At 70.2% G+C, this 13303-nt stretch carries 10 protein-coding genes and 1 pseudogene; 6 read left to right on the top strand and 5 right to left on the bottom strand.

Annotation, left to right across the window (positions count from 1 at the left end):
- Positions 1-101: 101 nt before the first annotated feature.
- Genes ACF088_RS05190 through ACF088_RS05180 form a run of 3 tightly spaced genes read right to left on the bottom strand, consistent with a single transcriptional unit; the run spans position 102 to position 3840 of the window.
- The gene (locus ACF088_RS05190; protein ID WP_392374042.1) at positions 102-2243 is read right to left on the bottom strand and encodes a xanthine dehydrogenase family protein molybdopterin-binding subunit; all 2142 of its coding nucleotides are present in this window, start codon (positions 2241-2243) and stop codon (positions 102-104) included.
- The gene (locus ACF088_RS05185) at positions 2240-3232 is read right to left on the bottom strand and encodes an FAD binding domain-containing protein (RefSeq protein WP_392374041.1); all 993 of its coding nucleotides are present in this window, start codon (positions 3230-3232) and stop codon (positions 2240-2242) included. The genes ACF088_RS05190 and ACF088_RS05185 overlap by 4 nt, the downstream gene beginning before the upstream one ends.
- The gene (locus ACF088_RS05180) at positions 3229-3840 is read right to left on the bottom strand and encodes a 2Fe-2S iron-sulfur cluster-binding protein (protein WP_392374040.1); all 612 of its coding nucleotides are present in this window, start codon (positions 3838-3840) and stop codon (positions 3229-3231) included. Before ACF088_RS05180 ends, ACF088_RS05185 begins: the two co-directional genes overlap by 4 nt.
- Before the next feature lie 371 nt (positions 3841-4211).
- Between ACF088_RS05180 and ACF088_RS05175 the strand changes: the two genes are divergently transcribed.
- Positions 4212-4790, top strand: coding sequence for a TetR/AcrR family transcriptional regulator (locus ACF088_RS05175; protein ID WP_392374039.1), 579 nt, complete (start codon positions 4212-4214; stop codon positions 4788-4790).
- A gap of 412 nt (positions 4791-5202) precedes the next feature.
- Positions 5203-6921, top strand: a complete 1719-nt coding sequence (locus ACF088_RS05170) for a PKD domain-containing protein (protein ID WP_392374038.1) — start codon at positions 5203-5205, stop codon at positions 6919-6921.
- Positions 6922-7062: 141 nt separating this feature from the next.
- On the opposite strand, the gene ACF088_RS05165 is transcribed toward ACF088_RS05170, so the two are convergent.
- Positions 7063-8241, bottom strand: coding sequence for an MFS transporter (locus ACF088_RS05165; RefSeq protein ID WP_392374037.1), 1179 nt, complete (start codon positions 8239-8241; stop codon positions 7063-7065).
- Positions 8242-8301: 60 nt separating this feature from the next.
- Between ACF088_RS05165 and ACF088_RS05160 the strand changes: the two genes are divergently transcribed.
- Complete coding sequence (locus ACF088_RS05160) at positions 8302-9309, top strand: ArsR/SmtB family transcription factor (RefSeq protein WP_392374036.1); 1008 nt, start codon at positions 8302-8304, stop codon at positions 9307-9309.
- A gap of 199 nt (positions 9310-9508) precedes the next feature.
- On the opposite strand, the pseudogene ACF088_RS05155 reads toward ACF088_RS05160, so the two are convergent.
- A pseudogene (locus ACF088_RS05155) lies at positions 9509-9777 on the bottom strand (site-specific integrase); the annotation flags it as partial.
- Positions 9778-10036: 259 nt separating this feature from the next.
- On the opposite strand from ACF088_RS05155, the gene ACF088_RS05150 reads away from it, so the two are divergent.
- The 3 genes from ACF088_RS05150 to ACF088_RS05140 all read left to right on the top strand — a co-directional run bounded on the left by ACF088_RS05150 (position 10037) and on the right by ACF088_RS05140 (position 13243).
- Positions 10037-10996: a LysR family transcriptional regulator gene (locus ACF088_RS05150; protein ID WP_392374035.1), complete on the top strand. Its 960-nt coding sequence runs from the start codon at positions 10037-10039 to the stop codon at positions 10994-10996.
- Positions 10997-11228: 232 nt separating this feature from the next.
- Positions 11229-12215, top strand: a complete 987-nt coding sequence (locus tag ACF088_RS05145) for a M9 family metallopeptidase N-terminal domain-containing protein (protein ID WP_392374034.1) — start codon at positions 11229-11231, stop codon at positions 12213-12215.
- Positions 12212-13243 carry a collagenase gene (locus ACF088_RS05140; RefSeq protein WP_392374033.1) on the top strand — a complete coding sequence of 344 codons (1032 nt, stop codon included), beginning with the start codon at positions 12212-12214 and terminating at the stop codon, positions 13241-13243. The genes ACF088_RS05145 and ACF088_RS05140 overlap by 4 nt, the downstream gene beginning before the upstream one ends.
- The last annotated feature ends 60 nt before the right edge of the window (positions 13244-13303 follow it).

Below are 13303 nucleotides of genomic sequence, written 5' to 3'. Positions count from 1 at the left end.
ATGGTGTGCAGGCCCTGCGCGAAGGCCCGTTGCTGAGCGGGACGGGACCGAGCCCGGACGCCCGTGCAGGACGGGAGGCGAACCCGGACGTCCCTGAAGGCTCAGCCGGTTCCGCTGTCGCCGGCTCCCGCCAGTAGGACACGGTCCGGACGGATCGGCAGGTTCCGGTGACGTACACCGGTCGCGTGCCAGACCGCGTTGGCGATGGCCGCCGCGGCTCCCACGATCCCGATCTCGCCGATGCCCTTGATCCCGACCGGGTCGTCCTCGTCCGGGTCGTCCACCCAGTCCGCTTCGATGAGCGGTACATCGGCGTGCGCGGCGAAGTGGTAGCCCGCGAGGTCGGCGCCGACATGGCCACCCGATGCCGGATCCCTGACCGCCTCCTCGTGCAGCGCCATGGAAAGGCCCCAGGTCATTCCGCCGATGAATTGGCTACGCGCGGTCAGCGGGTTGATGATCCGGCCCGCGGCGAAGATGCCGAGCATCCGTCGTACGCGTACCTCACCGCTGGCACCATCCACCGCGACTTCGGCGAACTGCGCCCCGTAGGAGTGCCGTTCCTTCTTCGCCAGTGCGCCGATGGCCTCGCCGGTGTCCGCCCGTGCCGTGATCCCTTGCGGCGGGACGACCCCGCCCAGCGCCAGCTGTTCCTTCAGCTCGCTCACCGCGGCCGTGATGGCCCAGCCCCAGGAGCGGGTACCCATCGAACCGCCGGCGACCATCGCGGGGCCGAAGTCGCTGTCCCCGATCTTCATACGGATACGCGCCGGTTCCACCCCCAGCGCGTCCGCGGCGATCAGGGCCAGCGCGGTCCGTGCGCCGGTTCCGACGTCCGCCGCGGTGATCCGTACCGTGAACGTGCCGTCCGCCTCGGCCGTCACGGCCGCCGTGGACGGGGCGGCCGCCGAGGGGAACGTGGCCGCAGCCGTGCCGGTGCCCAGCAGCCAGCGTCCTTCGCGGCGGGTGCCGGGACGCGGGTCCCGGTCCGCCCAGCCGAAGCGTGCGGCGCCCTCCTGGAAGCAGGCGAGCAGATTACGGCTGCTGAACGGCAGCCCGGAAAGCGGTCCCACCTCCGGTTCGTTGCGTGTGCGCAGCGCGATCGGGTCCATACCGCACTTCTCAGCGAGTTCATCGAGCGCCGACTCCAGGGCGAACGAGCCCGGGGCCTTGCCCGGCGCACGCATCCAGCTCGGTGTCGGCACATCGAGCGGGACAACACGGTCGACGGTGTGGTGCGCCTCCGCGTCGTACATCACCCGCCCGAACTGCGCGCTCCGCTCGACGAATTCATGCACGGTCGAGGTGAGGCACTGCGCCTGGTGGTCGAAGGCGCGCAGCCGTCCGTCGGCGTCGGCGCCGAGTCTGACCCGCTGCACCGTGGGGCTTCGGTAGCCGACGACGGAGAACATCTGTCGTCGGGTCAGTACGACCCGGACCGGGCGGTGGAGAACGGTTGCCGCCATGGCGGCCAGCACCACATGCGGACGGGTCGCCTTGGCTCCGAAGGCGCCGCCGACGTGCTCGGAGCGCACGCGTACCGAGGCGGGGTCGAGCGAGAACAGCTTCGCAAGCTCATCCGACACAAACCTGCTGCCCTGGTTGGAGTCGACGACTTCGAGCCGGCCGCTGTCCCAGCGCGCCATCGCCGCATGCGGCTCCAACGGGCTGTGGTGCTCTTCCGGTGTGGTGTATTCCGCATCCACGACCACGGAGGACGCGGCGAGTGCGGCCGCCAGGTCCCCCTTCTGCGTCTCCGTCGGCATGCCAAGGGAACCGTCCGGTGTCCGCACCCCCGGGCGTCCGGCGAAGAAAGCGATGTCGTGCGGCTCCTCGTCGTAATGGACCACCAGCGTTTCGGCGGCTTCCCTGGCCTGCTCGGAGGTTTCGGCGACGACCAGCGCGACCGGCCAGCCGACGTGCGGCACACGGTCGTGCTGAAAGACCTGAAGGATCGGCTCGGCCATCCCGAAGCCATTGGAGTAGTCCCCGTTGACCCGTGGGGCGTTGCCGTGGTGCAGGACGGCGAGGACACCGGGCATGGCGAGTACGGGACCGGACTCCACGGAGCGGATGCGGCCGCGGGCGATGGTGGACAACACCAGCCAGCCGTGGGCGAGTTCAGCGAAGGGGACCTCACCCGCGTAGCGTGCCGCCCCGGTGACCTTGTCCCGGCCCTCCAGGCGGGTGTGGGCGGTGCCGGAGGCCCGCGTCGGCGCGAGGCCTTCCGTCGTGGTGGTCATCGGGCGGCCTCCTCGGCGAGTTCGGTCAGCACGGCCACGACGAGGTTGTGCATCAGTGTCACCTTGTATCCGTTGTGGGGCAGCGCCCGGGCAGCTGACAGTTCGGCATCCGCGGCGGCGGCGAAGGCGTCGGCGCTCGCCGGCCCCCCGGTCAGCACCCGCTCGGCTTCCCCGGCCCGCCACGGCCGGGACGCCACCGCCCCGAAGGCGAGGCGGACCTCACGGACGGCTCCGTCCCGTACGTCGAGGGCTGCGGCGATCGAGCCGATCGCGAACGCATACGAGGCACGCTCGCGCACCTTCCGGTAACGGGAGACGGCGGCAACGGGGGCCGGCGGCAGGGTGATGCCGGTGATCAGCGCGCCGGGCGGCAGCGCTGTCTCCCGGTGCGGGGTCGTGCCCACGGGACGATAGAACTCCGCCAGCGGCAACTCTGCCGGCCCGTCCGCCGTTTCGTACTGGACAACGGCATCAAAGGCGGTAAGGGCCACCCCCATGTCCGACGGGTGGATGGCCACACAGTGCGCGGAGGCGCCGAGGATGGCGTGGTTGTGGTGTTCGCCCTCGATGGCGGGGCAGCCGCTGCCGGGGAGCCGCTTGTTGCACGGCTTGGTCGCGTCGGTGAAGTAGCCACAGCGGGTGCGCTGGAGCAGATTCCCGCCGACCGTGGCCATATTGCGCAACTGCCCCGAGGCGCCGGACAGGACGGCCTGCGCCAACGCCGGGTAGTGGCGCCGCACTTCGGGATGGGCGGCGAGCTCACTGTTGGTGACGGTCGCGCCGATGTGCAGACCGCCGCCGCCCCTCGCCTCGATCCGGTCGAGGGGGAGTTCCCGTACGTCGACGAGCAGCGCGGGCCGCTCCACCCCACCCTTCATCAGGTCGACGAGATTGGTGCCGCCGCCGAGCACGCGCGCCTCGGGATCGGAGCCGAGCACTGCGACCGCACCGGAGACGTCGAACACGCGCTGATAGCCGAACTCCCTCATGCCGTCACCTCCACGTCGTCCGTTCCGACAGTCGTGGAGGGGCCGCTGTCCTGCCGCGGTCCGGGAGGGGACGGCGCGGCACCGGCCTGCGCCGCCTGCGCGACCGCCTGCACGATCGACACATAGGCGCCGCAGCGGCACAGGTTGCCGCTCATCCGCTCCCGGATCTCATCGGCGGTGAGGGGCGGCACCCCCGCCTCGGGCCGTACGTCCGCGCTCACGGCACTCGGCCAGCCCGCCGCATGCTCCTCGATCACCGCGATCGCCGAGCAGATCTGGCCTGGAGTGCAGTAGCCGCACTGGTAGCCGTCCAGGTCGAGGAACGCCTGCTGCACCGGATGCAGTCGCTCGCCCTCCGCCACGCCCTCGATGGTGGTGATCACGCGCCCCTCGGCGGCCACGGCGAGCTGCAGGCAGGCGACGGCCCGGCGACCGTCGAGCAGCACCGTACAAGCCCCGCACTGGCCATGGTCACAGCCCTTTTTGGTACCTGTCAGATCCAGGTGCTCGCGCAGCGCGTCGAGCAGAGTGGTGCGGTGGTCGACGGGCAGCGTGTGTTTCTCGCCGTTGATGTTGAGGGTGATGGCGCTGGACGTCGATAGGGCCATGTTCAGCCTTCTTTCGCGTATGGGAGGCGCGGTGGGCGTCGGGGCGCGGGCCCTGATGCCGACGTGGTCGACCCGGAGGCCGAGCGGTTCCTGTCCCTCTGAAGCGGAAGTGCCGGACGGCAGAGGTTCCCGGGGACAGTTCGGAAGAGGGTGGGGGAAGTGGCGGCAGGGTGCGTAGCAGCGCCGGCTCGGAGCGCCGGCGGCGAAGGCGCTGGAGGGTAGGCAGGTCACAGTGGCCACCGATCGTCCATACCGGTCGTATCTGCCGGTATGGTGGAGCTAAGCGGACACCTGTCCATTACCCTCGTAACGTACCGGACAACTGTCCGGTTAGCAAGACCGGCCCTCACTGATTTCCGGAAGGAGGACGAGTGCAGCAGAAAAAGGACGCCCCCCTGCGCTCGGACGCGCAACGGAATCGCGAGCGCATCCTGGAAGTCGCGCTGGAGGAGCTGACACGCTCAGCCGATGCCCCGCTGAGCTCCATCGCGAAGAAGGCATGCATCGGGCAGGGGACCTTCTACCGCCACTTCCCCAACCGCGAGTCACTGGTCCTGGAGGTCTACCGCTACGAAGTCCAGCAGGTCGCCGACACCGCGGCCCAGCTGCTGGAGACCCGCGCACCCGACCAGGCTCTGCGGGAGTGGATGGACCGCCTCGCCCAGTACGCCATGGCCAAAGCCGGCCTGGCCGACGCGATGCGCAGGGCCACCAGCAAGCAGAATGCCCTGGCCGGCTTGGGGCACGGCCCCGTCACCTCAGCCGTCACCCTCCTGCTGCAGACGAACGAAAAGGCCGGAACCATCCGCCCGGGGGTGACCCCCGACGACTTCCTGCTCGCCATCGCCGGCCTCTGGCAGATTGACCCCCACGGCGACTGGCAGTCGCGCGCCGAACGGCTCCTGGATCTGGTCATGGACGGACTGCGGGCCGGCGCTCCCGGCGCGTGACCTACCCGCGTCCACCCGCCGCGAGCCGGGCCGCAAGCCCAGACCTCCCGCCCCGAGGCGGCTGCCGCCCGGGGCGCCCCCGAGAAGCACCCTGTCGCCGGCGCCGCATCGTACGCCCCGGACGTAACTGCAGGTAAGTGATCACTTTCACTCAGCAGGGGACCCGTCCGCGATCCATACCGGCCTCCCGGCTGCCATCATCCCTACCGATGCGGGATGCAGTGGATTCCCGTACGTACCAAATGGCAGCGACATCAGGGGAGTTGGCGTGACATCGACGTGGTCGCGGTGGGTTGTGCCCAGACGGGCGGGCACCGGCACGGGTTCCGTTCCGAGCGGGCCGGGGGTGATCCGTCGCTCGTTCGCCGCGAGACGTCTCGCGGCGAGGCGATTAGCGGCGAGGCGTTTCGTGGTGGCCGGTGCGGTCGCCGTACTCCTCGGCCAGCTCCTCGGCGGGCTGCCCGCCGCGGCGCAGACCAGCGCCTTGCCGGGATCGGCGTTCCCTCTCGTCCTCGACGTGGACTTGACGCCGAATCCGGTGTGCAGCGGACCCGTGCACGGCCGGGTGCAGGTCTACGACCCCGCCGCGGCGAAGGCCGGAGCCACCGTGGAGTGGCGCGTTCGCACCGGTGAGCAGCAGCTGGCCGGCGGGCGCCTCGCCATGGCCGCCCCTGTCGGCACGGCGGAGTTCAGCATCCCCTTCGACCGGGTGCCCGCAGCCGAGACCGCTCTACAGGTCGACGCCCGCATCGCCGCTCCGTCCGGGGGGCACGCCCCGGGCCGCTTTGGCAAGGTCTGGCGGGAGACGGTGCGCCGGGGGTGCGATCCGGTGCGAGTGGCATCCGTCGGTGACTCCGTGGTCTGGGGGCAGGGCCTGGACCACGACCAGAAGTTTCCTTATCTGACGGGTCAGTTGCTCGGCCGTGAGACCGGCCGGGGCCATCAGAACATGGACTACTCGATCTCCGGCGCGGTGCTCGACGCGCCCGAGCTGCCCGCGGGCAACGATGACGCGGCCTGTCTGCACACGACGGAGAAGCAGGACCCGGACGGCGACGGGGAGATGGAGTTCGGCGAGGTCACCCAGCAAATGCCGGATGTGTTCTGCCAATTGGAGAAGGCGGGCGCGCAGGCACGGGCGGGCCACTACGGTCTCGATCTGGTCGTGATCAACGGGTGCATCAACGACCTCGATCCCTTCTTCGGCATCGGCGTCGGCATCACCCCCGGCTCGGAGAATCTGCCCGAGGCAGTCAAGCGCGAGTGCTCCGGCATCGGCGCGGCACCGGAGAACCCGGCCAAGGATGTTCCCTACTTCAGCGGCGCCAAGGTCGGATACGGCGGACGCGGGATGCAGGCGGCGATCGAGAAGGCCCATTCCCTGCCGGGGCGGCCGAAGGTGATCGTGGCCGACTTCTACTACGCGCTGAGCCGCAGCAGTTCTCCGATCCCGGTAAAGACCTGTTCGACCCCGGGAGTCGCCGGGACGCGGCTGACTTCCTGCAAGGGAGCCCTCGGCAGCGTGGCCGAGCGCTACGAGCAGTACACCCAACTGGCAAACGCCGCTTACCATCAAGCGGCGACCGCGGCCAACAAGGCGTCCACGGACGGTCCGTACGCGGTCGCTGCCGACGGACTGTTCACCGTGGACAATGCCGTTCTCGCCCGGGACTCCAAGGTCTGGGGCACTCCGGTGAGCGACCCGGCGTTCCCGCTGCGCACGCGGGCCTGCCCCGAGCTCAGCCCGACTCCGGCACAGTGCCTGACCGCGGCCGTCGCCCACCCCGACATCGAGGGCGCCCGGCAGTACGCCGACGCCTTTCTCCTCAACCCGCGTGTGCGCGAGTGGTTCCACCTCCCCCGGCAGGGACCCCGGGCGCAGCTGAACGTCCCGGAAACCGCACCCGTCGGCAGCGAGGTGCGCCTGTCGGTGACGGTGAACGGAAAGCCGCCAGCCGCCGGGTACCGCTACCACTGGTACTTCGGCGACGGTACGCAGCAGGAGGCGAGCGAAGCGGCCGTCACCCATGCCTACCACCGTAAGGGGCCCTGGCTGCCACGGCTCGTGATGACCGGTCAGGACGGAAGGAAGGTCCTGGTCGAGACCCCCCGGGCCGTCACCGCGGACTGAAGGCTCCCTCCGAGGGGCGGCTCGCGAGCACGGGACGCCCCTCGGAACGGCCGCACCGGCCCCCTCCCCGGCGTACGACCAGACCGGTCCCGGTCCCCGAGCGCGCTGCTGTTCGGCCGGCCCGCCCCGCCGGTCCGCGTCTCACGCTGCCACGATGACCTGCGGACGCCCCCGCAGTCCCGGAGCGAGCGCCAGGGTTACGGCGACGGAAGCGGTTGCCATGGCCGTCATCGCCATGGCGGGCGTGGTCAGTTCGGCGATGCTGCCGGCGAGGAGGGCGCCGATGCCCTGAAGGGTGAGCATGCCGGAGGCGTGCAGGCCGAGTGCCTGACCGCTCAGCTCGTCGGGAGTCAACTGCATCAGGCGTTCCTGGAGCAGGAGGCTCGCTGCGAAGCCGACGGACGCCAGGGTGACGGCGGCCAATGCGACAAAGAGCCCCGGCTCCAGGAAGAACAGCAGATAGGGGACGGCGAGGAGCAGCCGCAGCGGGGCGCTGAGGCGTTCACGCCACCGCAGCGGGAGAAAACGTCCCGCGAGCGTGTCGCCTGCGAGCATGCCGAGAGCGGCGCAGGCGAAGAGCAGACCAGCGTAGTCGGGTGCGTAGGAGACATAGAGGGACTCGCATCCCGCAATGAGGCCGTTCGGCACCCACAGCGCCAGGTAGACGTAGCGGCGCGGCACGGACGCCCACAGCCGGGTATGAACGCGCCAGGTGGCGGCGACCGACGGACGACCGGTGGCACGGGGCGGTCGGTCGGTGAGCCCAAGGCGGGTCACAGCTGCGGTAGCCACATAAAGCAACGCGCCGACGAGCAGCGCTCCACGCGGCGACAAGAGGGCGACAAGGACGCCGCCGACGGCGTAGCCGCAGATCTGCAGGGTGCCGACAGCCATGTTGAGCACCGAACGGCCCAGCAGGTAGCCGTCCTTGGTGAGGATCTCGTTCAGCAGGCCGAAGCGGATCCCGCCACCCACGGAGGAGATCAGGCCTTCGACCGCCAGGACGGCGAAGACCGCCCGCACCGGCAGGCCAGGAGCCGCCTGGACGGCGGCAGCCACCGCGAAGGCCAGCGCGAGGACCACCATGGTGGCGCGCGGACGAAGACGGTCGGCAGCCGACAGCAGGGTGGCCGCGCCGACGACCTGAGCGAGAGAGGGCCCGAACATCGCCAGAGCGGAGAGCAGCGGGGACCCGGTGGCGGAGTGGACCAGGGTGCCCAGAGCCAGCCCGCTCACCGTGGAAGCGGCCACTGACAGCGCGCCGGTGGCGAAGAGCGGGGTGAACTCCGGGGTGCGAAATAGTTCTCGGTAAGTGCGCATGACGGGGAGTGTCCGAGGAGCCACCGTGGCGCTGTTAATGTTTCGCACGGAGGCGAAACAATGGGGCTCTGGCTGCTCGACACGGACACCCTGGCTCGCAGCCGGTTCGTGATCTCGCCCGTGGCCGAAACCTTCGCCACCCTCATCGACCTGGAGGAGGCCGTCGCCTCCCACCCGGCACAACAGCTGTGGCTGGAGGCCCACGTGCGCGCCTACCGCGAGCAGGTGAGCCGGGACCCGGTTGCGGCAGCCGTGATCCGGGTCGGGTACCGCCACAACTGGATCGCCGACTTCCTCACCCCAGCCCCAGTGGGCGACGGGACCCCGCACATCGACGAGGAACTGCACCGCATCCGGACCACCCCACCCGCATCCGCCCGCACCGATCTGACGACCGCCCTGGGCGGCGGCCCTCTCCCGACCGTGCTGTGCCGCGACGACCTCCCCGAACGCGCGGCCGCCCTGCTGGAGTGGGTGTGGACCCGGACAGTCCTCCCGGACTGGGAGCGGCGCCGCCGTATCCTGGAAGCCGATATCGTCGCCCGCACCCAGCAGTTGAGCGATGGCGGCTGGGCCACGGCCCTCGACTGCCTACGCCCCCGCACCCGCTGGCTGGGCGAGGGCAGACTGCAGATCAACGCCCACGACAACCCGCCCCGCGACATCTCCGGCGCACAACTCCTGTTCGTCCCCGTCACCCCACGCAGCGCCTGGGTCACCTGGGACGAACCCCATCGGTACGCCGTGGTGTATCCGTGCTCAGGCGTGCTGACCGGGCAGGAGGACCGTCCGGCGCCCCACGCGCTACGCGCCCTGCTCGGTCCGCAACGGGCCCGGGCCCTCACCCTCCTGAGCACTCCGACGAGCACCACCCAACTGGTAGCACTGACCGGACTGGCACTGGGCTCGGTGGGAAGGCACCTGAAGGTGCTGCTGGACGCGGGACTCGTCCGGCGGCGGCGCGCAGGGCGTTCCGTGCTGTACTACCGCAGCGAAGCGGGGGACCGTGTGGTCGAGGCCGCGCGCCATGGCCGACCAGGGCACCCTGCCGCGGTCACCGCGGAGTGAACCGCCCCACCATCCTCGAAGGTCTCCCCTCCTCCGGCGCCGGCAAGCGAGGCGCCAGCTGATCGCCATGGCGTACTCCTCGGCCCTCGGCCCTCAGCCCTCAGCCCTCGGCCCTCGCCCCTCATCGCGAACGTTGCCGGGCGCAAGTAGGCTCGTGCGCTGGGCTCGTGAGCTCGGCGACTACCTCCGGGGAGGACTTGTCCGGGCGGACATCGCGGGGGCCGACGACCTTGCCGGGGCCGGGGCAGCGCCGGGTGACGAACACCGGGCCGCCGGTGCGGCCCTTCACCAGCCGGGGCAAGGGCCGGGCGGTGCCGGCATCCCCGTACACGGCCTCCAGCACGCAGTCCTCACGGACTCGGCCAGGGCGACGGGCCTTGGTACGGGCGCCCTTGGCCTTGACCAGGCGGCGGCGCCCGGGAGGTCGGGGTCCTCGATGTCGGCGCCAAGGTTCTCCTCCGTGCGTGCGGCGGCACAGCCTCTTCTCCCGAGGCCGGGACCGCAGGGCCGCCACCGATCCCAGCGGGCGGCTCTCACCGAGACGCTCAGCCTTGCCGACCCCGACCCCGATCCCATAGTTCCGGCACCCGGCCCTGGCGCGGGCGGGCAGAGAGCGATGGGGTGGGCTTCCACACCGGACTGCCGGACGAGGGCCGCGTGCCCGGCGCCGCCCGCGGTGGCACCGGACGGTTCGGGCAGGAGCAGCGCGGACGGGAGGAGTACAGGCATGGAGCTGGAGCTTCGGCACCTGAGAGTGCTGTGTGCGATCGCCGATGCCGGGAGCGTGGGCCGGGCCGCCTCGGACCTGGGGTACTCGCAGCCGGCCATGAGCACCCAACTGCAGCGGATCGAGCAGCACTTCGGTCATCCGCTGTTCGAGCGGAACACCTCGGGTGTGGAGCTGACGCGGTACGGCACGGAGGTCCTGGCCCAGGCCCGCGATGTGCTGGCCCGGGCGGCCGCGATCGGGCGTGGACCGGCCGCAGGTGGTGCGAGGACACGACGGCACCTCCGCCTGGCCGCGACCAACTCGCCGGTCCTGGCCGGCATGCTCATCCGGCTCCGGAGCCGGTTGCCCGATCTCGCGCTCACGTTGAGCAGTGTCTATCCGTCCTCGGAGATCGTCCACCTCCTGGAGCACGGCGAGGTGGACGCCGCGATCGCCGCGGACTATCCCGGGCGTGAACTGCGGCACTCGGCCGCCGTGGCACACCGCGGGATCGTCACCGAGCCGTCCTTCGTCGCCCTGCCGGCCGGGCACCGGCTCCGGCACTGCCGGGAGGTGGCGCTCGCCGATCTGGCCGACGACGCGTGGTTTCTGACTCCGGACGACGGGGCCGGCTGGCCGGGAGTGTTCTACGCGGCCTGCCGGGCGGCCGGATTCACTCCGGCGGCGGTCCACGAATTCCTGGGCGACCAGCAGCAGTTGCAGAACATGATCGCCGAAGGCATCGGGGTCTCCATCGTGCAAGCGACGCTCCGGCCCATCCCCGACGTCCTCGTCAGACCACTGGTCGGCGCTCCCCTGTGGTGCCGTTATGTGCTGGCCTGGCGACGCGAGGGCCTGGCCGACGAGGTGGCGGACACGCTCTTCGGCTCCGCCGCCGAGGCCTACCGGGCTCTCATCGCACAGTCTCCGCACTTCCGGACATGGGCTTCCCGCACCTGGAGCGTGGCCAGGCCATAGAGCCCGGTTCGGCGCCCACCCCGTGCCTTGGGCCACCTGGCTTCCGGTCGACCGGGCTGTGCGGAACCGCCATTCGGTCCTCCCGCCGGCGCGCCGCCTCGGCCCGGATGTTATGGCACAGCCCCTTCAAGTGCTATGTCACACCTTATTGTCGGCGGTCCATGTGCGCTGAGACGGTGCCACTCACGCCTCAGCTCGATCCCGAGGCGCAGCTGTCCACGAAGGAGCATGGATGCGCTACCGCTTCCCCCTGCCCAGATATGTGGTCGGCGGACTGGCCGCCTGCGTTGCCACGGCCGGTCTGCTCTCCGCGCCGGCACTGGCGGCGCCGGCACCGGCGGCGCCACTCTTGCCGGCCACCGCCCGGGCCGACACCGCGTCCCGGACCACCCCCCACCCCATACCGCCGACCGGCTCGGCAGTCGGCACCAACGAAAGGCCCGCACTGCAGGGCCGGCCGCTCGGCATCGCTCAACTCCCTCCGCTCAACGCGAAGAAGCCCCCCATTTCTTCGACTGCGGCGGCACGGCACAACGGCGTGGAGCACAGGGCCGCGGCCTCCTGCAGCCCCTCCGACTTCGGCGGCCGGACCGGATCCGAACTGGTCGCTTTCGTCAAAGCCTCGACCACGGACTGCGTCAACACCCTGTTCAGCGTCACCGGCAAAGACGCGCACGACGTCTTTCGCGAGGACCAGATGGTCACCGTGGCCAACGCCTTCCGGGGCGGGGCAACGACGTATCCCGGTGACAACTCGGACCAGGTGTGGCAGCTCGTACTGTTCCTGCGCGCCGGTTATTACGTGCAGTCCAACCATCCGGACGATGTCGGCAGCTACGGTCCGACCCTGGCCACGGCCACCGAAGGCAGCCTGGACGCCTTCCTCGCCAACTCCCGCTCCAAGGACGTCACTTCAGGCAACGGCGATGTCCTGGGTGAGGTCATCATCCTCACGGACAGCGCCAATGAGCAGGCCCGCTACCTGAACACCTACAAGCAGGTGCTCGGCGGGTACAACAGCTCCTACGACGACATCCCCAGCATGCTGGCCGCCGTCAACGACGTCTACACCCCGCTCTGGCGCGGAAACTGGAACCCGACTACGTCAACGCGGTCACGGCCGATCCGAGCATCATCGACACCCTCAACACGTTCGCGCTCGACCACCTGGACCTGCTCGGCACCGACAACTCCTATCTGGACTCCAACGCCGGGATGAACGTCGCACGGTACGTCGAGCACGCGGCTCTCCAGGACAAGGTCCGGCCGCTCATGAAGCGTCTGCTGGACGCCTCGAAGATCAGCGGGCCGACCGCGCCCCTGTGGGTCACCGTCGCTTCCCAGGCCGACGCCTACGACAAGGCCAACTGCTCGTACTTCGGCGTCTGCGACCTGTCCGACCAGCTGTCCAAGGCAGCGCTGCCGATCACCCACGCCTGCGATGCCACGCACACGATCAAGGCGCAGTCGCTGACGTCCGAGGAGATCGATGCCACCTGCGCCAGCGTCCTGGGCCAGGACCCGTACTTCCATGGCCTGGTGAAGGACAACGGCCCGATACCCAACCAGTACGAATCGACCGTCCAGCTCGTGGTGTTCGGCAGTAGCACCGACTACCGGACCTACGCCGGGGCAATCTTCGGCGTCGACACCGACAACGGCGGCATCACCCTGGTCGGGGATCCGACCAAACCCGACAACCAGCCCACATCCATCATGTACCAGAAGAGCTCCGACGACGGCTTCCCGGCCCGGATCTGGAACCTCAACCACGAGTACACGCACTATCTCGACGCCCGTGACGACATGAAGGGCGACTTCGGCCAGCAGACCACGGTCCCCGACGTGTGGTGGATCGAGGGCCTCGCCGAGTATGTCTCGTACAGCTACCGCGGTATCACCGACGACGAGGCGGTCACCGAAGCCGGCAAGCACACCTACGCGCTGAGCACGCTGTTCCAGACCACCTACGCCAACAGCAACGTGACCCGCACCTACCCCTGGGGCTACCTCGCCGCCCGCTACATGGTCGAGAAGCACCCCGCGGACGTCGCCACCATCCTTGAGCACTTCCGGACCGGCGACTACACCGGCGGCTACACCGTCTACCACACCGATATCGGCACGCGCTACGACGCCGACTTCGACTCCTGGCTCACCGCCTGCGCGGCCGGCGCCTGCGCCGCCAAGCCAGGACCGACGACCACACCTCCGGCGCAGCGACCTCCGGCCCGACCGTCCACCTGACCGACAGCTCCACCCAGCCCGGCGGCGGCACCATCACCTCACGGTCGCGGCGCCATCGCC

Origin of the sequence: Streptomyces sp. NPDC015125 (assembly GCF_043080045.1) — a bacterium.
In the GTDB taxonomy this organism is placed as follows: domain Bacteria; phylum Actinomycetota; class Actinomycetes; order Streptomycetales; family Streptomycetaceae; genus Streptomyces.
Note: the sequence above shows the minus strand (reverse complement) of the source record. Positions and strands in the feature narration are given on the sequence as shown.

What these genes read in the sequence shown, in the direction of transcription:
- ACF088_RS05190 (WP_392374042.1), bottom strand. Translation starts at nt 2,243, where the DNA reads ATGACCACCACGACGGAAGGCCTCGCGCCGACGCGGGCCTCCGGCACC.
- ACF088_RS05185 (WP_392374041.1), bottom strand. Translation starts at nt 3,232, where the DNA reads ATGAGGGAGTTCGGCTATCAGCGCGTGTTCGACGTCTCCGGTGCGGTC.
- ACF088_RS05180 (WP_392374040.1), bottom strand. Translation starts at nt 3,840, where the DNA reads ATGGCCCTATCGACGTCCAGCGCCATCACCCTCAACATCAACGGCGAG.
- ACF088_RS05165 (WP_392374037.1), bottom strand. Translation starts at nt 8,241, where the DNA reads ATGCGCACTTACCGAGAACTATTTCGCACCCCGGAGTTCACCCCGCTC.
- ACF088_RS05160 (WP_392374036.1), top strand. Translation starts at nt 8,302, where the DNA reads ATGGGGCTCTGGCTGCTCGACACGGACACCCTGGCTCGCAGCCGGTTC.
- ACF088_RS05150 (WP_392374035.1), top strand. Translation starts at nt 10,037, where the DNA reads ATGGAGCTGGAGCTTCGGCACCTGAGAGTGCTGTGTGCGATCGCCGAT.
- ACF088_RS05145 (WP_392374034.1), top strand. Translation starts at nt 11,229, where the DNA reads ATGCGCTACCGCTTCCCCCTGCCCAGATATGTGGTCGGCGGACTGGCC.
- ACF088_RS05140 (WP_392374033.1), top strand. Translation starts at nt 12,212, where the DNA reads ATGAACGTCGCACGGTACGTCGAGCACGCGGCTCTCCAGGACAAGGTC.